The sequence below is a fragment of the Subtercola lobariae genome (assembly GCF_014640255.1).
Lineage (GTDB): Bacteria > Actinomycetota > Actinomycetes > Actinomycetales > Microbacteriaceae > Subtercola > Subtercola lobariae.
Genome location: NZ_BMGP01000006.1, coordinates 345,272 through 369,883, shown reverse-complemented (window position 1 = coordinate 369,883; position 24,612 = coordinate 345,272). Strand labels below are relative to the sequence as shown.

General features: G+C 64.5%; 21 protein-coding genes and 1 pseudogene. 9 read left to right on the top strand and 13 right to left on the bottom strand.

Features of this window, described 5'->3' with window-relative positions:
- Positions 1 to 179: 179 nt before the first annotated feature.
- Both IEX24_RS16905 and serS read right to left on the bottom strand, forming a co-directional pair.
- Complete coding sequence (locus tag IEX24_RS16905; RefSeq protein ID WP_188680371.1) at positions 180 to 983, bottom strand: HAD family hydrolase; 804 nt, start codon at positions 981 to 983, stop codon at positions 180 to 182.
- The gene (gene serS / locus IEX24_RS16900) at positions 980 to 2,269 is read right to left on the bottom strand and encodes a serine--tRNA ligase (RefSeq protein WP_188680369.1); all 1,290 of its coding nucleotides are present in this window, start codon (positions 2,267 to 2,269) and stop codon (positions 980 to 982) included. Before serS ends, IEX24_RS16905 begins: the two co-directional genes overlap by 4 nt.
- A gap of 76 nt (positions 2,270 to 2,345) precedes the next feature.
- On the opposite strand from serS, the gene IEX24_RS16895 reads away from it, so the two are divergent.
- Positions 2,346 to 3,320, top strand: coding sequence for a diacylglycerol/lipid kinase family protein (locus IEX24_RS16895; protein ID WP_229715455.1), 975 nt, complete (start codon positions 2,346 to 2,348; stop codon positions 3,318 to 3,320).
- A 37-nt stretch (positions 3,321 to 3,357) separates the two neighbouring features.
- Here IEX24_RS16895 and pheA read toward each other — a convergent pair whose 3' ends face one another.
- Positions 3,358 to 4,290 (bottom strand): prephenate dehydratase, encoded by a 933-nt coding sequence (gene pheA / locus IEX24_RS16890; RefSeq protein WP_188680365.1) that lies wholly within the window; start codon positions 4,288 to 4,290, stop codon positions 3,358 to 3,360.
- A 147-nt stretch (positions 4,291 to 4,437) separates the two neighbouring features.
- Between pheA and IEX24_RS16885 the strand changes: the two genes are divergently transcribed.
- From IEX24_RS16885 to IEX24_RS16870, 4 genes are all read left to right on the top strand, one after another.
- Positions 4,438 to 6,081: an Ig-like domain-containing protein gene (locus IEX24_RS16885; RefSeq protein ID WP_188680363.1), complete on the top strand. Its 1,644-nt coding sequence runs from the start codon at positions 4,438 to 4,440 to the stop codon at positions 6,079 to 6,081.
- 129 nt (positions 6,082 to 6,210) lie between these two features.
- Positions 6,211 to 7,836 carry a phosphoglucomutase (alpha-D-glucose-1,6-bisphosphate-dependent) gene (gene pgm, locus IEX24_RS16880; protein WP_188680361.1) on the top strand — a complete coding sequence of 542 codons (1,626 nt, stop codon included), beginning with the start codon at positions 6,211 to 6,213 and terminating at the stop codon, positions 7,834 to 7,836.
- Positions 7,837 to 7,856: 20 nt separating this feature from the next.
- Positions 7,857 to 8,063 (top strand): hypothetical protein, encoded by a 207-nt coding sequence (locus tag IEX24_RS16875; RefSeq protein WP_188680359.1) that lies wholly within the window; start codon positions 7,857 to 7,859, stop codon positions 8,061 to 8,063.
- 258 nt (positions 8,064 to 8,321) lie between these two features.
- Entirely contained in the window at positions 8,322 to 9,827 is a 1,506-nt protein-coding gene (locus IEX24_RS16870; RefSeq protein WP_188680357.1) for a beta-propeller fold lactonase family protein, read from the top strand.
- A gap of 191 nt (positions 9,828 to 10,018) precedes the next feature.
- On the opposite strand, the pseudogene IEX24_RS20095 reads toward IEX24_RS16870, so the two are convergent.
- Positions 10,019 to 10,432 (bottom strand): annotated as a pseudogene (locus tag IEX24_RS20095) (M15 family metallopeptidase); the annotation flags it as partial.
- Positions 10,433 to 11,171: 739 nt separating this feature from the next.
- Between IEX24_RS20095 and IEX24_RS16860 the strand changes: the two are divergent.
- Positions 11,172 to 12,038 (top strand): Fic/DOC family protein, encoded by an 867-nt coding sequence (locus tag IEX24_RS16860; RefSeq protein ID WP_188680353.1) that lies wholly within the window; start codon positions 11,172 to 11,174, stop codon positions 12,036 to 12,038.
- On the opposite strand, the gene IEX24_RS16855 is transcribed toward IEX24_RS16860, so the two are convergent.
- A complete protein-coding gene (locus tag IEX24_RS16855) occupies positions 12,023 to 12,904 on the bottom strand; it encodes an amidase domain-containing protein (RefSeq protein ID WP_188680351.1) in 882 nt (293 codons plus the stop codon). The genes IEX24_RS16860 and IEX24_RS16855 overlap by 16 nt on opposite strands.
- Before the next feature lie 168 nt (positions 12,905 to 13,072).
- Between IEX24_RS16855 and IEX24_RS16850 the strand changes: the two genes are divergently transcribed.
- Positions 13,073 to 15,016: an MDR family MFS transporter gene (locus IEX24_RS16850; protein WP_443741645.1), complete on the top strand. Its 1,944-nt coding sequence runs from the start codon at positions 13,073 to 13,075 to the stop codon at positions 15,014 to 15,016.
- Positions 15,017 to 15,028: 12 nt separating this feature from the next.
- On the opposite strand, the gene IEX24_RS16845 is transcribed toward IEX24_RS16850, so the two are convergent.
- Positions 15,029 to 15,241, bottom strand: a complete 213-nt coding sequence (locus IEX24_RS16845) for a hypothetical protein (RefSeq protein ID WP_188680349.1) — start codon at positions 15,239 to 15,241, stop codon at positions 15,029 to 15,031.
- A 67-nt stretch (positions 15,242 to 15,308) separates the two neighbouring features.
- Positions 15,309 to 16,205 carry a DNA-methyltransferase gene (locus IEX24_RS16840; protein WP_188680347.1) on the bottom strand — a complete coding sequence of 299 codons (897 nt, stop codon included), beginning with the start codon at positions 16,203 to 16,205 and terminating at the stop codon, positions 15,309 to 15,311.
- Positions 16,206 to 16,274: 69 nt separating this feature from the next.
- On the opposite strand from IEX24_RS16840, the gene IEX24_RS16835 reads away from it, so the two are divergent.
- Together IEX24_RS16835 and IEX24_RS16830 are read left to right on the top strand one after the other, a co-directional pair.
- Positions 16,275 to 16,562, top strand: a complete 288-nt coding sequence (locus IEX24_RS16835; RefSeq protein ID WP_188680345.1) for a GNAT family N-acetyltransferase — start codon at positions 16,275 to 16,277, stop codon at positions 16,560 to 16,562.
- A gap of 68 nt (positions 16,563 to 16,630) precedes the next feature.
- Positions 16,631 to 17,311 carry a hypothetical protein gene (locus IEX24_RS16830; protein ID WP_188680343.1) on the top strand — a complete coding sequence of 227 codons (681 nt, stop codon included), beginning with the start codon at positions 16,631 to 16,633 and terminating at the stop codon, positions 17,309 to 17,311.
- Between the two features lie 45 nt (positions 17,312 to 17,356).
- On the opposite strand, the gene lplAB is transcribed toward IEX24_RS16830, so the two are convergent.
- From lplAB to IEX24_RS16800, 6 genes are all read right to left on the bottom strand, one after another.
- On the bottom strand, positions 17,357 to 18,406 hold the full coding sequence (lplAB, locus tag IEX24_RS16825) for a lipoate-protein ligase LplAB (protein ID WP_188680341.1): 1,050 nt from the start codon (positions 18,404 to 18,406) through the stop codon (positions 17,357 to 17,359).
- Between the two features lie 184 nt (positions 18,407 to 18,590).
- Positions 18,591 to 19,448 carry an alpha/beta hydrolase gene (locus tag IEX24_RS16820; protein WP_188680339.1) on the bottom strand — a complete coding sequence of 286 codons (858 nt, stop codon included), beginning with the start codon at positions 19,446 to 19,448 and terminating at the stop codon, positions 18,591 to 18,593.
- Positions 19,449 to 19,551: 103 nt separating this feature from the next.
- Positions 19,552 to 20,397 carry a transglutaminase family protein gene (locus IEX24_RS16815; protein WP_188680337.1) on the bottom strand — a complete coding sequence of 282 codons (846 nt, stop codon included), beginning with the start codon at positions 20,395 to 20,397 and terminating at the stop codon, positions 19,552 to 19,554.
- Entirely contained in the window at positions 20,394 to 21,326 is a 933-nt protein-coding gene (locus tag IEX24_RS16810) for an alpha-E domain-containing protein (RefSeq protein ID WP_188680336.1), read from the bottom strand. The genes IEX24_RS16815 and IEX24_RS16810 overlap by 4 nt, the downstream gene beginning before the upstream one ends.
- Positions 21,320 to 23,215: a circularly permuted type 2 ATP-grasp protein gene (locus IEX24_RS16805; protein ID WP_229715452.1), complete on the bottom strand. Its 1,896-nt coding sequence runs from the start codon at positions 23,213 to 23,215 to the stop codon at positions 21,320 to 21,322. Before IEX24_RS16805 ends, IEX24_RS16810 begins: the two co-directional genes overlap by 7 nt.
- A gap of 195 nt (positions 23,216 to 23,410) precedes the next feature.
- Positions 23,411 to 24,421, bottom strand: coding sequence for a LacI family DNA-binding transcriptional regulator (locus IEX24_RS16800; protein WP_188680334.1), 1,011 nt, complete (start codon positions 24,419 to 24,421; stop codon positions 23,411 to 23,413).
- Positions 24,422 to 24,612: the final 191 nt, after the last annotated feature.

Here is a 24,612-nt window from a genome sequence, read left to right as displayed (position 1 = left end):
ATGGCCAAGTGTAGCCGAATCCGGGGCGTGGGACTTTCGTCGGAGCAGAGCCGCCATGTCGACAATACGGCCTCATGAACGCTGTGCTCCGACGAAACTCCCGGGCCCGTGCGCCCCAGCACGCGCGGCGCACGTGATCGGGAGCGCACATACTCGGGCCGAGCAGACCAACCAGTCCGCTAGACGAGCGCGGCGAGCGCCTTTGCCAGGCCGTCATCGTAGATGGATGCCGTGACCGAGGTAGCGGCGGCACGCACGTCATCGGGGGCCTGGCCCATGGCTACGGCACGACCATCCACTGCCGCCCAGCGCAGCATTTCGATGTCGTTACGGCCATCGCCCACGGCGAGAAGCCGCGAAGACGGGATGCCCAGGCGGGAGCGAACTCGTTCGAGCGAGGTTGATTTGTTGACGCCGTCGGGGGCGATGTCGAGCCAGGCTGTCCAGCCGATGGAGTACGAGACGCGGTGCAGGCCCATCTTCTCGACCACGGCGAGAAAGTCTTCCATGTCGTGACCGGGCGAGATGACGACCACGCGCGTGGCGTCGATCGAGAGCAGGTCTTCGAACGCGACCTGTTCGCCGCCGACGCCCATCGATGACGAGGGGAATTCGCCGGTGTAGCGAAAGTAACCCTCTTCGTCTTCTACCGCGTAGTGGGCGTTGGCGAGGTGACCGCGAATCTGCTGAAGCACCGCGCTGGGGTTGAACGTCTCCACTATTTCGCGGCGATAGCCGAGCGGTGCATCCACATCTCGCTGCAGGGTGATGGCGCCGTTCGAGCAGACCACGTAGGTGGGGGTGATGCCGAGCAAGTCGAGCACGGGCAGGGTTGCGGCAACAGAGCGACCGGTGGCGAGCATGATCTCATGGCCGAGGCCGCTGAGACGGGCGACCTGGTCGATGACGGCGTCAGAGATGGAGCCGTCTTCGTGCAGAATGGTGCCGTCGATGTCGAGCGTGATCAGCCAGGGTTCGCTCATGTGCGGCGCCCGGATGCGGCCGGCGCGAGCGGCTCGATGACCTCGAGGCCGCCGAGGTAGGGGCGCAAGACCTCGGGAACCAGAACCGACCCGTCGGCCTGTTGGTGGGTTTCGAGAATGGCGACGATCCAGCGCGTGGTGGCGAGCGTGCCGTTGAGGGTGGCGACGGGGGCGGTTTTGCCCGATTCGGTGCGGTAGCGGGCATCCAGTCGCCGCGCCTGGTAGGTGGTGCAGTTCGAGGTGGAGGTGAGCTCGCGGAAGGTGCCCTGCGTGGGAACCCAGGCCTCGATGTCGAACTTGCGGGCGGCGCTCGAGCCCAGGTCGCCGGCAGCCACGTCGATGACGCGGTAATTGAGGCCGAGCGAAGTGAGCAGCTCTTCTTGATAGCTCAGCAGCTTCTCATGTTCGGCTTCGGCATTCTCGGGCAGCACGTATGTGAACATCTCGAGCTTGTTGAACTGGTGAACGCGCAGGATGCCGCGCGTGTCTTTTCCGCCAGAACCTGCCTCACGGCGGTAGCAGGTCGACCAGCCCGCATAACGCAGGGGGCCGGCCTCGAGGTCGAGAATCTCATCGGCATGGAACCCGGCGAGCGCCACCTCGCTCGTACCCGTGAGGTAGAGGTCGTCGGCCGGCAGGTAGTAGATCTCGTCGGCGTGCTCGTTGAGAAAGCCGGTGCCACGCATGATTTCGGGGCGAACGAGGGTGGGCGTGATCATGGGTGTGAAACCGGCGTCGAGCGCTTTCTGCAGGGCGAGGTTCATGAGGGCGAGCTCGAGGCGGGCGCCGATGCCGGTCAAGAAGTAGAAGCGGGCGCCGCTGACTTTGGCGCCGCGCTGCAGGTCGAAGGCGCCGAGCAACTCGCCGAGTTCGACGTGGTCGCGGGGCTCGAAGTCGAAGGCGGGGCGCGTGCCGACCTCGCGCAGGGTGATGAAGTTCTCTTCGCCGCCCGAGGGCACGCCCGCAATGATGGGGTTGGCGATGCGGCCTGTGACGGCGAGAAAGGTCTGTTCGGCATCCGCTGCCCGCTGGCCGGCGACCTTAACCTCGGCGGCGAGCGATTGCGCTTCGGCGACCAGGGCTTTCTTCTCGTCTTTTGCGGCTTGTGCGACGCGTTTGCCGAACGCGTTCTGACTGGCGCGCAGGTTCTCGAACTCGGTGATGGATGCCCGGCGCTCGGCATCGGCCAGAAGTGCCTCATCGACCAGGTCGACCGACGCGCCCCTCGCCGCCTGCGAGAGCTTGATGGCGTCAGGGTTTTCGCGCAAAAGAACGGGATCTATCACCTAAGTAATCCTAGCCATGGGCGCCTGGGCGCTCGCCCGCGTCGCGGGCCGGGGCGGCCGTAGTACCGTATGGAAGGTGACCGTCGCAGGGGAAACAGTGCCACAACGGCACGCTGCTGTCGTCTACAACCCGCTGAAGATCGACGCCGAACGGCTGAAAGCCCTGGTGGGGGCCGCCGAGGTGAAGCACGGGTTCGCGCAGACCGACTGGTACGAGACGACTCGGGATGACGCGGGCCAGCTTCTGACGGCCGAAGCCGTGCGAAGCGGGGCGAGTGTTGTGATGGCTGCGGGCGGCGACGGCACGGTTCGGGCGGTCGCTGAGGCACTTCGCGGAACATCTGTGCCGCTCGCGCTGCTCGCCATCGGAACGGGCAACCTGCTGGCCCGAAACCTCAACCTCTCGCTGAACATCGACGAGGCCATCGAGCTCATGTTCACGGGGTACGACCGGTCGATCGATCTCGGGCTCATTCAGGTGGGGCGGGCTGACGGCTCCGCATCCACTCACGTATTTCTCGTGATCGCGGGGCTCGGAATCGATGCGAAGATGATCGCGAAGACGAACCCGGGGCTGAAGAAGACGTTCGGCTGGCTCGCCTATATAGACGGAACGATGCGCGCGCTGCCAGAGCTCAAGGCCGTAAAGATGAAGGTCAGCATCGACAAAGAGCCCTGGCGAAGCGTGAGTGCGCACTCGGTGATGGCCGGCAATTGCGGGCTGCTGCCGGGCGGAATTCTGCTGATACCTGACGCGAAACCCGACGACGGGGTGCTCGACTTTCTCGCGATTCGACCCCAGGGCGCGCTCGGCTGGGTGCGGGTGTGGAACAAGGTGACCATTGAGAACGGGGTGCTTCGGCGCACGAAGGCGGGGCGCAAACTGATCGACATTTCGCCGAACGTCGACGACGTGATCTACCGGCAGGGCATCGATCTGCGGCTGAAGCTCGAGACACCGCAGGAGATACAGCTCGACGGGGATGAGTTTGGTGAGGCGACGACGATTCACGTGTCGGTCGACCCGGGGGCGTTGCGGGTTCGCGTCTAGCGGTTGGCGTGGTGGCGGGTCGGGGTGGATGCCCGGCTCAGGCCTCGGGCTCGCCTGAGATCAGCGAGCGCAACCAGTCGCGCGCCTCGATGAAGACCTCGTCGTCGTATCGGTCGACGTACTCCACCGGGGCGCGGTCGGCGCGGGGGTACGATCCCAAGAAGATCACCTTCGGGCTGAACCGCCGCACGCCCATCAGCGCATCGGCGACCCGTTCATCGAAAACGTGCCCGTCGGCGTCGATCACGAAACGGTACCGCCCGAGGGCGTCACCGATGGGCCGCGATTGCAGCAGGCTCAGGTTCACTCCGCGGGTCGAGAACTGCTCGAGCAGTTCGAGCAGGGCGCCGGAACGATCATCCGGCAGCTCGGCGATGATGCTCGTCTTGTCGGCTCCGGTCGGCGCGGGCAGCGCCGAATTACGGCCCACGAGCACGAACCGCGTCACGGCGTTCTGGTTGTCGCCGATGTTCTCTGCGAGCAGCCGCAGGTCGTGGTGTTCGACGATTCGCGGCGGTGCAATGGCGGCGTCGGCCAGATCGCTGTCGAAGAGGCTGAGCGCGCTGGCGACGTTCGACGTCGACGGAATGTGCCCATGAGTCGGCAAGTTCGCCTCGAGCCAATTGCGGCACTGCGCGTAGGCGACCGGATGCGCGTTGATGACGTGCACGTCTGAAAGCTCGATGCCGGGGCGGGCGACCAGCGCGAACTGCACCTTCACCAGGTATTCGCCGATGATGCGCAGGTTCGGGATGCTCGCCAGCGCGTCTTGGGTAGCGCTGACCCCGCCCTCCACCGAGTTCTCGATGGCGATCATGGCGGCCACGCTGCGGCCACTCGTGACGTCGTCGAGCGCTTCGCCCACGTTGTTGACGCTGCGCCAGTTCTTTCCGGCAGCCTCGGGCACTTGGGCGAGGGCCGCCTCGGTGAACGTGCCGGTGGGGCCGAGGTAGCTGTACGTGTCGGGCATGCCCACGAGCCTACTGCGCTGACTTGCCTCGAGAGGTGGCGACTATTTCTGAGAAACGGCGTAATGAATTTGCGCTTCGACACTCTCTCCTCATAGAACATCCCGGCGAAGAGCGCCGACTGGTCATACCCCCCATTTGGGTGTTACATGAAAGGAACGACGACGATGAGACTTTCGAAATTCGTGTGGGGCCCGGCTCTGACCGTGCTTTTGCTAGTGGGATCTGCCACCATCGGCGCGGCGTCAGCACAAGCCAGAGGCCATGGCTTACCAGCACACGCACCGGTAGTGTGCATGCTCGGTGGAGGGTCTGGAATCTCAATTGAATACGGCTGCGGCTGGGGCGATGTAGGCGGAGGTGGAACCCCCGGCAATGCTTGGGGCTACGACCGCTCGATGTTCACCGACACTAAAGACAAGAGTCCGTGGCAGGTGCTTAACGATCCGCGCCTGTTTCCCTCTTCAGACTCTGGGTACAGCTGCGTTCCAGGCGCGAACGGTTCGGCCCTCTGCACGCGGTATTCCGACTCTCCACCAAAGACTGGCGTGAGCAACGCGACTGTATCCCAGCTCGCAAATGGCACCATCGCGAACACCGGCAGTGTGCTCGGGTTTGAGGAGAACGACAATGTCACATGCCCGAACGGCAGGGGGTGTTTTCTGATCAACGTGTACTACAAAAACTATCGGGCCGATGCGATGTACGAGTACGATTCGCCGGGAAGTACCCCCTACATTCTCTCCGTCGGCTGGAACAAGAACGATGGCAAGGGGTACGCCGGCAAGGGATCGTACATCGGCCAATCGTCAGGCTTTCTCACCGCCGCAACTGACGCTGGCGACTTGGACGATCCAGCGCAGATCGACGTCGGAAGCAGCATGATGACGAGCACGGCGACCACGACCGGCGGCGATGCGCAATATCAATTGAACATTTCCGCACAGACGGCAGGTTCGGTTCTCGTTCATCTGAGTACCATCGGTCTGCAAGCAACTTCGAACAGAGTGATCCCTGCGGGCTGGATCGCTGAGCCATCAGCTGATCCTGCGGTTCTCGTCTACCTCATTCCGAACTTGGATGCGAATAAATCGGCGACCGCGACTCTGTATTACACGGTGACTGGCGCCTCCAGTGACACGGTTTTCGCTGATGTGAACGGCTCTTCTACCGCAGCGACTCTCACGGTTCGACCGAGCGCACCGACGTGCACGACCGCGAATTCTTCGTTCAATGGGCGATCTCTCGTTCCTCAAGGCGGCGCGGTCACCGTTTTGGACGGCGCGTACTGCACATCTCAGCCTGACTCGACGTTGAAGGTATGGACGGGGGATCAGCGCGGTGACGGACAACTCGCCGTAATCGGGAGCGGCAATACGCATGCAATCAGCTATCAAGCGCCGAACGCGAGCTACGTTGGTGACGACACGGTGTATGTCTACTCCGAGAACTCGGCCGGGGTCGCCAGCCTGCCGACGGCAGTGCCCGTGACGGTAGCCGCTCCCGCCTCAGCTGTGGCCGATTCGTACACCGTTGCGAAGAACGCGCCGCTTGCAGTCGATGTTGCCCATGGTCTGCTCGCGAACGACCAGTTCACAACGGGCACGGATGGCTGGACAGTGCAGCAGGGCTACGCGCCGCTGAACGGTGATCTTACGATGAACGCGAACGGATCGTTCAGTTACACGCCCCACCCTGGATACAGCGGCGACGACACGTTCAGATACCGTCTCAACGGGCCGCACAACGCCGTCAGCCAGCCTGTCACGGTGACAATCCATGTAACGAACTGACTGATCGATCGATTCCTCGATCTGACTCACAGAAGCGATTCCCTCTCCACAACCGTGGGGAGGGAAAAGCTTTGCACAGGTGAAGGAAAGGGCTACGCCGGGAGGGGCGTGGGGTGCCAGACTGAAGGCATGAACGAGCGCGCCGGGCTGCAGGCCCTCCCCGAAGATCTGGTCGATGTCGATGCGCTCGTGGGCGCCTACTACGACCTCAAACCTGATGTCACCAACCCCGAGCAGAAGGTGATTTTCGGCACCAGTGGCCATCGGGGCAGCTCGCTCGATACGGCGTTCAATGAGAACCATATTCTGGCTATAACTCAGGCGATCGTGGAGTACCGGGCAACGCAGGGCGTGACGGGGCCGCTGTTCATCGGCCGGGATACGCACGGGCTGTCGAAGCCAGCCGAAGTCACCGCACTCGAGGTGCTGAACGCGAATGGGGTGACGGTGTGGACGGATTCGCGTGACTCGTGGACTCCGACGCCCGCCGTCTCGCACGCGATTCTGCGGTACAACCACCCCGAGACCGGTCACACCGATCAGGCTGACGGAATCGTCATCACGCCGAGCCACAACCCGCCGCGCGACGGCGGCTTCAAGTACAACCCGCCGCACGGCGGGCCGGCCGATTCTGACGCCACAAGCTGGATCGCCGAGCGCGCCAACGAGATCATCGCCGCGGGGCTGGTCGAGGTGCAGCGCGGTGAACCGATTCCCAGCGACATCTACGATTTTCGCGAGAACTACGTGTCAGATCTGTCGAGGGTGATCGACATGACGAAGATCGCCGAGTCGGGCATCCACATCGGCGCAGACCCACTGGGCGGCGCGAGCGTGGAGTACTGGGAGCTGATTCGCGACCGGTACGGGCTCAATCTCGACGTGGTTAACACTACGGTCGACCCGCAGTGGGCGTTCATGACGCTCGACTGGGACGGCAAGATTCGCATGGATTGCTCGTCGCCCTACGCCATGGCGTCGCTGGTGGCACGCCGGCACGACTATGACATTTCGACCGGCAACGATGCGGATGCCGACCGGCACGGTGTGGTCACCCCAGACGCCGGCATTATGAACCCGAATCACTACCTCGCCGTGGCGATTCAGTATCTCTATGAGAATCGGTCGGATTGGCGGCCAGATGCGGCGATCGGTAAGACGCTCGTGTCGAGTTCGATGATCGACCGAGTCGCCGAGTCGCTGGGTCGGCGGCTGTGGGAAGTGCCGGTGGGGTTCAAATGGTTCGTTCCGGGGCTCATCGACGGCAGCGTGGCGTTCGGTGGCGAAGAGTCGGCCGGGGCATCGTTCTTGCGGTTCGACGGCAGCGTGTGGACGACTGATAAAGACGGCATCATTCTCGCCCTGCTCGCCTCAGAGATTCTGGCTGTGACGGGCAAGACGCCGTCGCAGCACTATGCGGCGTTGGTGGAGCAGTTCGGCGACCCGGTGTACGAGCGCATCGACGCCGCCGCGACGAAGGCCCAGAAGGCGCAACTCGCCAAGCTCGACGGCGACGATATTCCGGCTGACACGCTGGCGGGCGAGCCCATCACGGCCAAGCTCAGTCGCGCCCCGGGCAACGACGCCGCAGTCGGTGGAGTGAAAGTCACCACCGAACACGCCTGGTTCGCCGCCCGACCGTCGGGAACCGAAGACGTCTACAAGATCTACGCCGAGTCGTTTTTGGGGGCCGAGCACCTCGCAGAGGTTCAGGCAGAGGCGAAACTCATCGTCGACGCCGCACTCGGCGCCTAAGTTATTCGGGGGAGAATGACATGCCGCCGGCAAATGTCGCCGCACACATTTACGAGTCGATCGTCGAAAACCTCGAACTGCTGCAGCGTCTGCACGCCGAGGGCAAGATCGTGATGACGCCCGATTCGTTCAACGAAGAGTGGCGCGACGAGACCGTCGCGGTTGAGGTCGCCACGAAGGCACTCGAGTGGGCGCGCGACGCGGTGAAGTGGATGATCACGCAGTAGATCATCGCCGAACAGCGCGCGGCGGATGGTCGCGGGTAGCGCGACACCGCGAGGTGGATGGTCGTGGCTGGCGCACCCGGCAGATTCGCGCCCGTTGAGCTGCCACGGGTGACGGAAAGTTGCGGGGTGCATGTCGCGGAGCTAGAAGTACACGACGCGACACGTCGGAGTGCACCACGCGACAATGTGCGCGGGCCACACGGCGTGTCGAGCATCCACTTACCCCCATTGGGGGCACACCGGTCGTAGTTTGCTGAGATGATCTCATCTAATTTGAAGGTGTTCCGCGCAGCGATGCTCGCGGCCGCTGCGAGTTTCGCAGTGCTCTCTACCGGGCTCGCCGCCCAAACCGCCACGGCCGACACGCGCTACCAACCGGCCCCCTCGTCGCCGGTGAAAACGGGCGGACACTCCCCCATAGCGCTGGCTGTCAGCCCCGACGGCGCTCACGTGTATGTGGCCAACTTCGGCTCTGACGACCTCTCGGTGTTCGACACTGCGGCGGGCACGTTCGGGGCGCCGATCAAGACCGGCGGCTCCGAGCCCGATGGGGTCGCCGTGAGCCCCGACGGCGTGCACGTGTACGTCGTCAACGCCAACTCGGGCACGCTCACGGTACTCGATACGGTGACGGGCCGGTTCGGGGCATCCATACCGACCGGCGGTGTCGACCCCACGGGCGTAGCCGTCAGCGCAGACGGCGCTCACGTTTTCGTGGTCGATCACAACTCGGGCGACCTCGCCGTTTTCACCACCGCAACCGGCACTTTCGCCCTGCCTGAGAAAACCGGGGGCGACAGCCCGCAAGGCGTCACGGTGAGCCCCGACGGCGCCCACGCCTATGTGACCGACAGCGGCTCGGGCGACCTCGCCATTTACGACGCGGCGACCGGCCTCTTCGAACCGACACTTCACTCCGGATGCGCGAACCCCACCCGGGCCGCCATCAGCCCCGACGGCGCGCACGTGTACATCACGAACATCACCTCGAACGACTTTCAGGTTTTCGACACCGCAACGCACACCTTCTCAGCTCCCATGCCAACCGGAATCGACCGCCCCGAAGGCGTCGCAGTCAGCCCCGACGGTCAGACCGTCTACGTGACCGGAGAGAACGGCAACCAGATGACGGCGTATTCGGTCGACTCCGCAGAGTTTCTCCCACCGTGGAGCACGGGCGGCTCGGCCCCGACTGCTGTCGCCGTGGCTCCGGATGCTCGGCAGCTCTATGTGACAAACGAAACCTCAGGCGACATCACGGTCATCCAGCGTCAGGAGTCGCCCGTGATTTCAACGAGAATGCTGCCTGACGCGGTCGCAGGTTCCGCGTACAGCGGGGGTCAGCTCGCGTTCACCGGCGACCCGGCGCCTGCGTTCAGCGTGGTGGCCGGGCACCTTCCCGACGGGTTGCGCATCGATACGGAGGCGGGTGCGATCGTGGGAATTCCGACGAGGGCCGGGCACAGCTCGTTCACCGTCGCAGCGACGAATGACGCGGGCTCGACAATTCGCGAACTCGACCTGACGATCGACCCGGCCGCGACGCCGCCGCCTACGGTGCCGCCGACCGATCCGCCCACGGTGCCGCCCACAACTCAGCCGACCGTGCCCCCCACAACCCCACCGACGTCGACAACACCGCCCACCGCCACCCCGTCACCGTCGGCTCCGGCGCCCGAGCCCAGGCAGAGCCAGTCACCGACTCTTCCGCCCGCATCCGGCCAGGCCGGCCAGGGTGGCCATCTGCCCGAGGTCGACGGCTGACTCGGGCTCGCCCGCGCGCCGCTCGACAGACAAGCCACAAAGTCGCTGTCGCGGTTCTGCGGTACGGCCGCGACGAGATGCCACCCGACGCAGACTGAGCGCAGCTACCCGGCGTAGCCGGGCGCCGCTGGCAGGCCGAAGAACTCCTCGAGGGTTTCGACCCCGGTGTTGTGCATCTCGGTCGCGAGATCCACTCCGACGTACCTGAAGTGCCACGGTTCGTACTCGTACCCCGTGACGGCGGTCTTGTCGGCAGGGTAACGCAGAATGTAGCCGAAACGGTAGGCGTTCGCCGCCAGCCACTGCCCCGCGGTGGTTGTGCTGAAGCAGAGGCCGTCGGTCGAGCATCCGCTGGTCGTGTCGAGAATATCCATGGCGAGACCGGTCTGGTGCTCGCTGAAGCCAGGGCGCGCGCTGGTCTGATCGGCGCCGGCGACCCCATCGAGGTTGACGTAGTACTTGTACGAGTCGACCTGAACGCTGTACGAACGGTAGCCGCTCTGGGCGACGAGTTGCTTACCGATCTCGGTTTTCGCGGCCGCGAACATGGTCGCGAGCGCAGCTGCGGCGTCACCGCGCAGTTGGTAGTCGTTCGGGTTCGGCATGTCTGCGGGCAGGTCGACGAGGTTCTGCGGAACGAAATCTTTGCCGTCAGCAATCGGCCGCAGCTTATTCACCACGAACCAGATGCTGTTCGGGTCGTCGATGGAGTACTTCGTCTTGTCGAACCCTGCGGGCGTCGGCGGGGCCGGCGTCGGCACGTCAGTTGCGGTCGGTGTCGCGGTCGTCGTCGGGCCAGTGGATGCCGCACCCTCCCCCGAGGCAGACGGCGATGCCGTGCCAGCCACCGCCGCCAACTCGCGCGGAGCAGCAACCTTCACCACCACAACCGTCACGATGACGAGCAGCGCCACCACGATGACAACGAGTGACGCCGCAACCACTCGCCGCGCCGTGACGCGGGAGTGAGCATCCGGAGCCGACCCCGACCCCGACGGCTGCCCAGTTGTCTCGCCTGAACCGGCCCCAGAGCCCTGCCCCGACCCAGACCCCGATTTGGGCGCATAAGGCAGCCCGGGCTGCGACGAATTCAACACCCGCCTAGCTTAGAGCGACCGCCTGACGCAGGGAGCAGCGGGAGACCGCTTGCATAAAGCGAGACATCTTCGCTATCGTACGAAGTGACGAAAGCTCTTATTAGCTTGCGAATGACCCGGTTGTAGAGGAATCAAATTGACGATTGATTGGCAAGCACAACCAGCACAACCAGCACAGCCAACGCCACCGCCGAACTCGACGCGCCCACCTCACCCGGCGATCAGCCCAGACGAGATCGCGCAGCGAATGCAATGGGCGCAAGCCGTCATCAGCATGGTCGATGGCCCCGAAGCCGCCGGCCAGCATCGCGCCCGCGTCACCGCTGTCGCCGCCGAACGCATGTCGGCCGACGATGCCGTGCTCGAGACCATTCACGCAGCGGGTCTGCGGCGCTCTGAGCGTCGCACCTTTCGAGCTCGCTCCTTCGAGGACTACCTGATTCCCGGCACCATCGGCCTGCGCAACCGGTTGGTTGACGATGAGCACCCCGACGGCATCGACGACACCAGGCTGTTTCGCGAACTCGAGATTCAGATCACGCATCTGCGACTGGTCGAGTTGACCTTCAACCCCGCAGAAGGCTACTTCGACTACGACCACCTGAAACTCACTCACCGCCGCATCTTCTCCGACATCTTCGACTGGGCCGGCACCGAACGAGTCGGCCCAGATACCCCCCTCGTCAGATACGCCCGCGACAGCACCCAGTACGCGCCGGGCGACCCCGAGGCAATTCTCGTGCGAGAACAGTACTACCCGGGCCCCGAAATCTCTGAGGCCGCTACCGCCATCTTCACCCACCTGCAGCTCGTGTTGGCGAACACGTCGTTGAGCCGCCCCGAAAAGCTCGAGCGACTGGCCGAATGTGGCGAACTCAATGCAGTACACCCCTTTCGCGACGGAAACGGCCGCACCATGTTCGTCTTCACCCTGTGGATGAGCGCGCACCTCGGTATTCCAATCGACCCGGCGAGTTGCCTCCCGTCGGGCTCGCGTAGCGACATGATCATCGCCAACCGCGCCTACCAGCAGACGGGCGATTTCACGCAGCTGAAGGGCACCTTCGACCACATCTATGGAGGGGATCAGACTCAGACTCAGGCGATGCTGTAGAAGTGCGCCGTACCCCCCGGGTTGTCGACCGTGATGGCTTGGTCGAGGTCGCGGTATTGCGCATCGACGGTGTGCCCCACGAGCTTGATCGAGATCGATCCGTCGTCGTTCGGCACCACCCGCGACACCACCATGGTGTGGTCGGGGCCGTTGTTGTTCTGCGGATCCCAGTCGAACATCACCACGTCACCGATTTTCAGCCGGGCTCGATCGGCCAGCTCGAGGCGTGTGGTGTCGGGCCGCGAGGCAAGGTAGTCGTCCATCTCGGTGCCGCGAATCCAGCTCAGGCTGTAATCACCGTTCGACACATAGTCGCTGTACCAGTCGGTGTTCTGCGCCCAACCGCGAGCGACGAGCGTCTGGTTCACGAAGTTGCCGCAGTCGTTGTCGCTGAAGATTCCCCATTCGGCAAGGTTGTAGTTCTGCCAATAGGTGAAGGCGTACTGCAGCTGTTTGTCGACGGAGGTAACCGCCTGGTACGAGAACTGTTTCGCGGTGTCGATCACCGTTCCGTCGGCCTGAGTCAGCGTGATCGGCGCGTTAGCGGGCTGATAGTCGACGGCCGCCGGCGTCACAAAGCTCACCGTGTTCGCGTCGATCAGGGCAATGGATGCTGCAGGGTTCGCCCCCACCGTCACCCCCACAACCTCGGCGAGCGACGACCCGGTCAACCGCACCGTCGTACCGCCTGAGAGCGACCCGATCGCGACACTCGCGGCAGTCACCGCGGGCCCGGCCGAGAGCGTCGGAGTGGGCGTACCGGCCCTCGATTCCTCACCCGAGGCACTGAGCGCCGCGCACCCCGCCAACGCCATCAGGCCAGAACCGGCAGCGAGGGTGAGAAAGGCACGACGGGTTGTTAACACCCACCCAGACCATCACCCGAACCTATGGATTCGGTATGACTGGCGTGTGAGCCACGGGAGAGTGTGCCCTGCGCTCTCAGCTTGCACCCATCTTTCGCCGGGTGTAACTTTGCAGACACCGCAAACTTTTTTCGTGCATCCATTCGCCGTTTTCTGGTCAGGAATCTCATGTCGCGCACAAGCACAACCGGTAAAGACCGGGCTCAGCAGATCAAAGACGCGGGCGGAGTGATGACTCACCGGCAGATTCTGGTGATCATCGTCGCACTCATGGCCGGCATGTTCCTAGGCGCCCTCGACCAGACCATCGTGGGCACCTCGATGCGTACGATCTCTGACGATCTGCACGGGCTCAGCCTGCAGGCGTGGGTGACCACGGCCTACCTGATCATGTCGACCATTTCAACACCGATCTACGGCAAGCTCTCTGACATCTTCGGGCGGCGGCCGCTGTTCATCATCGCCATCACCATTTTCTTGGTGGGGTCGTTGCTCGCCGGGTTGTCGACCTCGATGTACGAGCTGGCGGTGTTCCGGGGCATCCAGGGCGCGGGCGCCGGTGGGCTGATGGCGCTGCCGCTCGCGATCATGGGCGACATGCTCGCGCCCCGCGAACGCGCGAAGTACCAGGGTTACTTCTTGGCGACCTTCGGTATCGCGAGCGTCATCGGCCCGCTGCTCGGCGGGTTGCTCTCGGGCGCAGACTCGATTCTGTTCATCACCGGCTGGCGCTGGGTGTTTCTGATCAACATTCCCATCGGCGTTGTGGCGCTCGTGGTCGTGCTGCGGTACCTGCATCTGCCGCACACCAAGCGAAACGCCCGCATCGACTGGTGGGGCGCCGCGATGGTGGTGCTTGCACTCGTGCCGTTGCTGCTCATCGCCGAGCAGGGCCGCGATTGGGGCTGGGGCTCTGGTGGCGCCTGGGCCTGCTACGCCCTCTCGTTCATCGGCATCATCGCGTTCATCTTCGTCGAGCGCCGAATGGGCGACGACGCGCTGATACCGCTGAAACTGTTCAAATCGTCGACGTTCTCGGTGGCCACGGTGCTCGGCGTGCTCGTTGGTTTCGGGATGTTCGGGGCGCTGCTGACCGTTCCGCTCTACCTGCAGATCGTGAAGGGTGCAACACCCACCGAGTCGGGCTTCTTGATGCTGCCCATGATTCTGGGGTTGATGATCGCCTCCATCGTTTCGGGTCAGCTCATCGCGCGCACCGGGCGGTACAAGAAGTTTCCCGTCATCGGCACGGCTTTAATGGCCATCGGGTTCTTCATGATGACGTTCTTGACGGTCGACAAACAGCTCTGGTACGTGATGACCGGTATGTTCGTCATCGGTCTCGGGCTCGGCCAGATGATGCAGACGCTCACCATCGCATCGCAGAACTCCGTCGGGCCACGAGACATCGGCGTAGCCACGAGCGCCTCGACGTTCTTCCGCTCCATCGGCGGAACGCTGGGCACCGCTGTCGTGTTCTCGTTCATCTTCACGCGCCTGCCCACGACCGTCGCCGACGCGTTCTCGTGGCCATCCACTCAGGCCGGAATCGCGGCCGCGGCGGCAGACCCGAGCGTCACCAGCAACCCGGCGAACACGCAGATTCTCGGCTGGATTCAGACGAACGACATCACCGCCATCGGCAACGCGCTGAACGGCGACACGGCGTTCTTGAACGTGATCGACCCGCGACTCGCGTTCCCGTTCTTGAGCGGGTTCTCGTATGCTATCGCTGCGGTGTTCTGGATCACGCTGGCCGTCGTAGTGGTGGCCTTCGTGCTGGCGCTGTTCTTGAAGGCTCCGCCGCTGCGTGCGAAGTCGGCCATGCAAGAGGCGAGCGACTTGGATGCCCGTGACGACGTTCTGGCCGCCGAAGCTGTTGCGGCAGCCAACATCGCGGGCGCGATGATCGAGCCCGGCACCTCGTCAGAGCAGCCAAACGGCATCCCGGTCTCGGTAGACGCAGCCGGAGCGGAGGCCCCCGGCTTCGCCGGCGAGCCTTCCGCCGCGGGTGCGAGCGCCGGCACCGCCGCCCCCGCGGCCACCTCGACGGCGCCTGCGGCTCCGGCTGCGCCCGCGGGTGAGGAGCCGCGCCAGCCCCGCCACGGCTGAGTTCGGGCGGCCCTAGCCGCGATCGACCATCGGCTGAAGTCGTTTTGCGCCGGATTTCGAAATGGGGCCTGGGTAGGGCGGAAGCAGGTGGCTGGGATCACGGACCGTCGCAAGCGAGATCTTCGGCACTTCTGCCGCCTGTACCGTTTGCACCCCCACGGCCGACACCGCAATAGCCACTGACGCCGCAATAATGCCGTGCACAATGTGCTTCGAAGATGACATGCCCCACCCACTCGATTAGGCGGTAGTTCCCCCGAATCGACCGCGAGCTTAATCGAGTATTACTCGCTTAGGCTCGAGAGTCAAGGGCCTCGAAGGTGGCGCCGGGGAGGCGGGCGCGCATGACCGCGATGGCCTCGGGATTCTGGTCGACGAGCGTGAAGCGACGGCCGAGGGCCGAGGCCACGGCGCCGGTGGTGCCGCTGCCGGCGAAGAAGTCGAGCACCGCGTCATCGGGCCTCGACGAGGCCTGCACGATGCGACGCAGAATGCCCTCGGGCTTCTGGGTGGGGTAACCCGTCTTCTCGTGGCCCGTGGGCGAGACGATGGTGTGCCACCACACATCCGTGGGCAGCTTGCCGCGTGCAGCACGCTCGGGCGTCACGAGGCCCGGCGCCATGTACGGCTCGCGGTCGACCTCTTCTGAGTTGAAGAAGTAGGCGTCGGGGTTCTTCACGTAGACCAGAATCGTGTCGTGCTTAGTGGGCCAGCGCGTCTTCGACTTCGCCCCGTAGTCGTAGGCCCAGATGATCTCGTTCAAGAAGCTTTCGCGGCCGAAGAGCGCATCGAGCAGCACTTTGGCGTAGTGCGCCTCACGGTAATCGAGGTGCAGGTAGAGGGTTCCGTCGTCAGCCAACAGGCGCCAGGCCTCGAGCAGGCGGGGCTCGAGAAACTCCCAATAATTCTCGAAAACATCGTCGTAGCGCAGCAGGTCGCCCTTGATGCGGTCGTAACTGTTGCCCTTGAATCCGGTGATTGTTCCGGTGCCGGCGGATGCCCGAACCGCCGTTGTGCCCTGCCGCCGTTGCACGCGGCCGGTGTTGAACGGCGGGTCGAGGTAGATTAGAGTGAACGACCCGCTGGCGAGGGTGGGTAGTACGTCGAGGTTGTTCGCCTGAACGATGCGGCCCCCGGTGCCGAGCGCCTGAGCATCCGGTGCCGAAGATGGAGGCGACGTAGCAGGCATTGTCTCATTGTGACAGCCCCCGCGTGGTGCTGGCACCAGCCAGAACCCCGGCGTACCCTCGGGAGCACGATGAGTACCGAGATCACCAATCACCCCGAGAACAATCGCTACGTGCTGCTCGACGACGGAGCAGAGGCCGGGTTCATCGACTATCGGCTGCACGGCGACGAGATTGTCTTCACCCACACCGAGGTCGACCCGGCCAGGCGGCGCAAGGGTATCGGCGGCGAGCTCGTGAAGGGTGCGCTCGACGACGTGCGGGTCTCGACGGGGTTGAAGGTGGTGCCGCAGTGCCCGTTCATGGCGCGCTGGATCGACGAGCACCCCGAGTACCACGAGCTGGTCGAGCGGGGCTGAGCCGGGCTGGGGCCGCTGGCCGAAAGGCTTTATTCGAGCAACTCTCAGTTATGACGTAGGCTAGGCGCATGGGATTCTTCTCAAAAGCGTCGTCTGCCGCCTCGCGCACCTTCGGCGTGGCCGATAGTGAGTTGATCAAAACGGGGGTGCCCGGGCACGGCACAATCGTCTCGGTTACGCCGGGCCGCCGCGGTGGCGACACGCTGATCGGCGGGGGCATCGGCGACGACGGAATGCACGAGACCACCTGCGCCATTTTGTTGCAGGTGGTCTCCGAAGGCGGGCTGCCGTTCATGGCCACGGCCTACCAGCGTGTGCCCGACATCCACATCGCTCAGCTGAATTCTGGCACCGAGTCTCGCGCGGTCTGGGTGGATGCTCATGACAAAACCCGCATCACGATCGACCTCACTCGACCTGCGCCCTGTGTGCGCATGGGCCGGCCGCCGCACTCGGATGAGGCTGACACGGGTAGCGCCGACTGGCTCACTGCGAACGGCAAACTGATCGCGGTCACCATTGTCTCGTCGCGCTACCTGGGATTTCACGACTACCGCGACCGCGAAATTCATCTCGTGACGATGACGGTCTTGCCGCCCGAGGCATCGCCGTATCGTGTGAGCATCGGCAATCCGGTGAGCGCTGAGGGGCTGCGCGGGCTGTACCCCGGGTCGCATCTGCCCGCCCGGCTCGGTCATCACCATGACAGCGTGCTGGTCGACTTCGAGGCTGGCCAGCTGCTGGTGTGAGAACGGCCGGTGGAGGTCGGCGGGCGCGATTCGGGTCAGGCGTGATTAGGGCACGCGCTCGATCCACTCGCGGGTGCCGAACTTGGTTTCGACCAGATGCTCGGCTTTCGCGTATTCGTCGGCGGTGATGTCGCCGGGGGTGGCGCCGTAGAGCGTGGTGAAGGTCTCCATCATGCGCTCGATGATCTCTTGGCGCGTCAAACCGGTCTGGCTGCGCAGGGGGTCGACCCGCTTTGCGGCCGACTTCGTGCCCTTGTCGCTCATCTTCTCGCGGCCGATGCGCAACACTTGCACCATCTTCTCGCCGTCGATGTCGTAGCTCATGGTGACGTGGTGCAGCACCGCACCGTTGCCGAGGCGCTTCTGGGCGGCGCCGCCGATCTTGCCGGTGGGGCTCGAGATGTCGTTCAGCGGCACGTAGGTCGCGTCGATTCCGAGCGACTTCAGCGCCACGAGCACCCACTCGTCGAGAAACGCGTACGAATCGGCGAAACTCAGGCCCTGCACGAGGTCGGCGGGGGCGTAGATCGAGTAGGTCACAACAGACCCCGCCTCCATGAACATGGCGCCACCACCGCTGACCCGGCGAACCACGTCGAAGCCGTACTTCGCCGCGTTCTCGGGGTCGACCTCGTTCTTCAACGACTGAAAGCTGCCGATGACCACGGCGGGCGAATCCCATTCCCAGATGCGCAGTGTCGGCTGCCGGCGCCCCTCCCCCACCTCAACCGCGAGCACTTCGTCGAGCGCCATCTGCATGACAGGCGCGACTGCCTTCGAGTGGATGATCTGCCAGTCGTAATCGCGCCAACTCGTCGCCTTGGCAAGCGAGCGCCGGATGGCCACCGCAACGCCCTCGGCCGAAAAACCCAGCAGCGTGGCATCCTTCGGCAACGCCGCCTTGATCGCGGCGGCGATGGTAGCGGCCTCACTGTCAGCGGCGAGCCCGTTCACTGCCGCGTTGATGTCGTCGAGCGCGCTGTCGGGCTCGAGAAAGAAGTCGCCCGCGAGCCGGAAGTCTGCGAGCTTGCCGCCTTTCACCTCGAGGTCGACCACCACGAGCTTGCCGCCGGGCACCTTGTATTCACCGTGCATAGTTGAACCTATTCATCTTGTCTTCGGCGCAGACGCCATAACTCCAGCGCGCGTGCATGTTTCGAGCCTACCGAGGCACGGCACCCTTTCGATTGACGCAAAGGCACCTTATGGGGGCGAATAAGGCGCCTTTGCGTGAAACGGCTGAGCGCGGGGGCGGCGGGCGGGCGGGCGGCGGCGGGCGTCAGCGGGAGGTGGGCAGCACCAGGCGGTGATCGAGCCAGGCGATGAGGTCGGCCACCACCTCGTCACGGTTCGTTTCGAGCAGAACCTCGTGCCGAGCATCCGGGTAGATCTTCACCGTGACGTCGTGCAGTTGAGCCTTGCGGTATGCGTCGGCGAGCTTGAGCACGCTCTTTTCACCGCCGAGAATGTCATCAGAACCCGCCAGAATCAGAAGGGGAAGGTCGGTGGCGAACGAGGCAGCGGGCCGGCCGTAGAGTCGTAGCCCGTCGCGCACTCCGAAGAGCTTCAGCACCTTCGCCTCGAACATCAGCTCATCGTCGACGGCCGCCTGCTGAACGTCGAGGTCGCGGCTCAGCCATTCGTAGCCATGGCCGGAGCCGTCGGCGGGGCGGTGCTTGCGACTGAGGTCACCGCCATCCATCGAGCCTGGCATGCGATAGGCGGTGCCCGAGAGTACTGCACCGGCGTAACCTGCGGATGATCGATTGATGACTTTCTGCGCCATCAGTGAACCCCAACTGTGGCCGAGCAGAACGATCGGCATTCCGGGGTTCTTCGACCGGATCAGGGTGCTGAATTGCCGAATGCTCGCTTCAGTGGCCCGCAGGCCGCCCGGGCCGAGCTTGCCGAGCTGGCTGTGGTCGCCGCCGTACTGATCGAGGCCGGTCTGCCCGTGACCGCGGTGGTCGTTCGCGTAGACGCTGTAACCCGCGTCATTCAGCTCGCGAGCGACCTGAACATACCTCGTGGCGTGCTCGCCGAGGCCGTGCGAAATCTGCACGATGCCGCGAGGCCGGTCGATCGCCCACACGTAGTAGGTGATCGAGACGCCCGATTCATCGATGAATGTTGGCACCCACCCATCATGCCTCACGCACCTGAGCGAGGCTCACAGGGCGTCGAACCGGCGTGGCTAAAGACGAGTCACGCCTCTCGCGCGCGCGGGAGCCGACAGCAGATCACGCCTCGCGGGTGATCTCCACCTTCACGAACAGGCGCGAGCCGAAGGGGCCCGCGTAGACGCCGCGCAACGGTGCCACGTCGTTGTAGTCTCGCCCGCGACCCACGGTCACGTGCCTGTCACCGATGTCAATCTGGTTGGTGGGGTCGAACCCGCGCCATTCGCCGCAGAACCACTCCACCCACGCGTGCGACTCGCCCGTCACGGTCTCGCCGATTGGCGCCGAGGGCTTCGGGTGCAGATACCCCGACACGTAACGCGCCGGAATTCCGACCGAACGTAAGGCCCCGAGCGCGATGTGCGTGATGTCTTGGCACACACCCTTCTTCTCCACCCACGCCTCGCGGGCATTGGTGTGCACCCCGGTGACGCCGGTCATGTACTCCACCTGCCGCCCGATCTCAGTGCAGATCTCGAGCGCGGCCTCGCACGGGTCGTTGAAGCCGTTCGCGATCTCGGCCGCGAGCGCGGCCACCTCGGCCGGCGGGTCGGTGAGCTTTGTCTGCTTGATCTGCTCGACCGTCGAGGTGATTTTCGCCGAGGCGTCGGCCAGGTCATCCCACGACAGTTGGTGCGATGGATGCTCGCGCGGCCGCACCTCGATCAACGAGTTCGCCGTGAGTGACAACTCCTGATGCGGAGTCAGCACCTCGAACGACGAAACGCGCGTTCCCCAGTAATCGACGTACGAGTGGTTCGACGAAATGGGCGATATGTCGAGGTTCGAGAAGAGTACGAATTGCCCCTCAGAGGTCACGGGGAGCATCCGTGCCTCGTTGTATGACGCGGCGACCTCGCCTTCGTAGCGGTAACCGGTGACGTGTTTGATGCGCAGGCGGGTCATACGTGCTCACCCACCCAGCTCGGCGCGGTGTTCGTGGGAAAGTAGCGCTGCCGTATGGCTTCGGATGCCTCGCTGGTGGCCTCTTGAACGAGATCCATCTGGTGCGGCAGGTCGTGCAGTATGTCCATGATGGGTCGGTACTCCAGTTGGCTGCGAATCTGGCCGAGCAGGCGCTGCGCCTGGTCGGTGACCGCGAGCCGGGTGTTTCGGGGTTCGATGTCGTGCAGGCTCTGCTCGGCACGGGTCACCGAGAAGAGAATGGAACGCGGAAAGAGACGGTCGAGCAGCAAGAACTCTGCGGCGTTGCGTGCGGAGGGCACGCCGCGGTAGGTGCGCAGGTAGGACTCGTAGGCTCCGCAGGAACGCAAGATGGTGGTCCACGAGGGCCCGCTAGCCTCGGTGAGGCTGCGGGTTGCGAGCAACCGCGCGGTCATGTCGGCCCGCTCGAGCGACCTGCCGAGCGTGAAGAAGTGCCACGCTTCGTCACGGGATGCCGCGGCCTCTTGAATGCCCACCGCGAGGGCCGAGCGCTCCCTGACCCACGCGAAGAACTCGTGCGTCTTCTCGACGGAAACGCGGCGAGGCATGCGGGCGCGGGTCGTGTTGAGGCACTCCCAGAGCTCGGTCGAGACGATCTCGCGAGCGCGCCTGGCGTTTTCGCGAGCGGCGCCGAGCGAATAGGCGATAGATGCGGGTTGCGTGCGATCGACCGCCAAGATGTCGAGAACGTCGGCACGGGTTAATTCGTGATCATCCGGCGGTATCTCGCTGCCCATTACGGCGAGCAAGCTCCGGCAGGCGAGGTTCTCTTCGATCCACGGATCTTCGAGCAGCAGCTGAAGGTGCACGTCGAGAATGCGCGCGGTGCCGTCGCTGCGCTCGATGTAGCGCCCGATCCAGAACAGCGACTCTGCGATGCGGCTCAGCATGCGCCCGCCTCGCCTTCGGTGGCTGCGGCGGCGGGTGCGACGTTTGCGGACGAGCGCGATGGCCGCGGCGGTCGCGCTCGTCCGCAAACCTCGCGCTCTCGTGTGGAGAGGTCGCGGTCGCCCGCGGAGGGGGTCGCGAGGGGTTCGCCGAGGGTGAGTGGCGGGCGTGGGAGGCGGCCGCGGGCATCCGGATGCCCGGCGGAGCGCCGTGCGAGGGCGGGGGGTGCTGCCGCGAGCTGTTGCTGCTGCTGCTCTTGCTGGTCTTGGTGTGAGCGCGGCTTGTCGTAGGGCGAATGGTCGGGAGCGTGTTTGCCCACGATCGGAATGGCTTGCGTATTGGCGGCCTGATCGGCGACGAGGCCCTGAATGTTCTGCGCGATGACCGCGGTGCCGTCGACCGGCGAGAATCCGCCCGCGAAGCCCACCACCCAGGTGTCTTTCGACCCGCCGCCCTGCGACGAGTTGACCACGAGCTCACCCTCGGGCAGCGCCACGCGGGTGAGGCCGCCGGGCAGCACCCACACGTCTTTGCCGTCGTTCACGGCGAACGGCCGCAGGTCGGCGTGCCGCGGGCGCATACCGTCTTCAACGAGGGTCGGGATGGTCGACAGCTGTATCACCGGCTGCGCTATCCACCCCCTCGGGTCTTTGATCAGCCGTTTTCGCAGGGCTTCGAGCTCTTTCGGCGAGGCGGCCGGCCCCACGACGAGTCCCTTGCCGCCCGAGCCGTCGACGGGTTTGACCACGAGTTCGTCGAGGCGGTCAAGCACCTCTTCGAGTGCTCCGGGGTCTTCGAGCCGCCAGGTGTCGACGTTTGCGATCAACGGCTCTTCACCGAGGTAATACCTGATCAGGTCGGGCAGATAGGTGTAGACGAGCTTGTCGTCGGCCACCCCGTTTCCGACCGCGTTCGCAATGGTGACGTTGCCGAGCCGGGCGGCGAGCAGGATGCCCGGCGAACCCAGCATCGAATCGGCCCTGAATTGCAACGGATCGAGAAACTCGTCATCGACGCGGCGGTAGATCACGTCGACGCGCGTCGGCCCGGCCGTCGTGCGCATCCATACCCGTCCGCCGGAGCAGAATAGGTCGCGGCCCTCGACGAGCTCGATGCCCATCAATCGCGCGAGCAGGGTGTGCTCGAAGTACGCCGAGTTGTAGACGCCGGGGGTCAGAACGACCACGTTCGGGTCTTCGACTCCCTCGGGCGCGGCGGCTCGCAGCGCCTGCAGGAGTTTGTTCGGGTAGTCGCCGACCGGGCGCACCCGCATGGAGACGAAGAGCTCGGGCAAGGTCTGGGCCATGACTCGGCGGTTCGAGATGACGTAACTCACGCCCGACGGCACGCGCACGTTGTCTTCGAGAACGCGCCAGCCGCCCTTCTCGTCGCGAATGAGGTCGATGCCCGAGACCTGAATGCGCACGCCGTTGGCGCTCACGATTCCTGCGGCTTCGCGGTGGAAGTGGCTCGACGAGCTGACGAGACCGGCCGGAATCACGCCGTCGCGAATGGCGTTCTGCGAGCCGTAGATGTCGGCGAGAAAAGCCTCGAGAGCGAGAACGCGCTGCTTGATGCCCTTCTCGACGCCCACCCACTCCTTCTGCTCGATGACGCGAGGAACCGCGTCGAGCGGAAAGGGGCGCTCTTCGCCCGCGAAGTCGAAGGTGACGCCCTGTGCGAGGTACGAACTGGCCAGAGCATCCGTTCGCCCGCGCAGTTCTTCTTGGGTCATACGGGCCAGTGCGTTGTATATGTCTTTGTAGGCGGCGCGCGCCTCTACCGGTGACGACGAGTCGGGCTCGGGAAACATCTCGTCATAGGCGGCCGGCCCTTTGATGGGCTTTCGGGGCAAAAGGGTGGCGCCATAGCCGGCGAACAGGTCAACCATGGTGCGAGCCTAGCGCCGACGTGTTGCCGGGGTGTTTCTGGTGTGCTGCCGTTTCAGGCGGGTTGCGATGTGGCTGGGACGGTGCCCTGAAACGGTTGGCCTGCGACTATGAAGCGGCCTACCTGCGACTACGAAGCGGCTGCCCCGCGACTGCCGCGCGACTGCCGCGCGACTGCCGCGCGACTGCGAAGCGACTTACGGCGCCGTCGATTCGCGCACCACGAGCTCGGGCGTGAAGACCACCTGGCGCGGCTCGTGGCCCTCGGCGGCCTCCGATTCGGCGAGCAGCAGTTCGACGGCGGTGCGGCCGAGCAGGGCACTCGGCTGCCGAATGGAAGTGAGCGCAACGACGGCGGTCGACGCGAAAGCGATGTCGTCGTAACCGACGAGGGCGATGTCGTCAGGCACCCGCACGCCGTTCAGCATCGTGAGCGCCTGTAAGAGTCCGGTGGCGAGCAGGTCGTTCGCCGCGAACACGGCGTCGGGGCGCACGGCGGGGGGCCGGTCGACCAGTGCCGCGCCGATGCGACGGCCTTCGAGCACGGTGAGAGCTTCGGTACTCAGAACTTCGAGGGTTGCTCCGGTAACCGCCGAGATTGCGCGACTCGCGCCTTCGAGCCGGTCTGAGACCTGATGGATGCGGGTGGGGCCGCCCACAAAAGCGATGCGACGCCGGCCGACGTCGAGCAAATGGTTGACCGCGAGCATCCCGCCCGCAACGTCATCGACCGACACCGACGAGAACGATTGGTCGGCAATCGACCGGTCGACGAGCACGCTCGGGATGCCCCGCGAACGCAACCGCGCCAACTGAGGTTCGATCTCGCCCACCGGCGAAATGAGCATGCCGCGCACACGTTGCTCTTCGAAGAGTTCGAGGTGGCGGGTTTCTCGGGCGGCCGTGCCGTGACTGTTGCCGAGCAGCAGAGCGAAGCCTGCTTCGGCGGCACGGTCTTCTGCACCCTCGGCGAGGTCGGTGAAGAACGGGTTGCCGATGTCGAGAACGACGAGCCCGATGCTGCGACTGCGGCCGGCTCGCAATTGACGGGCAGCGTCGTTGCGCACGAATCCGAGTTTCTCGATGGCGTCGAGAACGCGTTTCTGGGTCGCCGGAGAGACGCGATCGGGGGTGTTGAGCACGTTGGAGACGGTGCCGAGTGAGACACCGGCGAGGGCGGCGACGTCGCGAACGCTCACTGCTGCCATCTGTGCTCGCCTCCTGTCGCTCTCGTGTGCTCTTCATCAATGTAGTGCGCGGGAGGCTACGTCTGCATGATCGCAAATTGATTCGTTTCATATCCATCGCACCACGTTGCCTGAATTCGTATTCTGGCGCTTTATGAAACGTTTTAAATGTGGTAGACAGGAGATGTGCCCGCTTCACGGCGGCGAGAAAA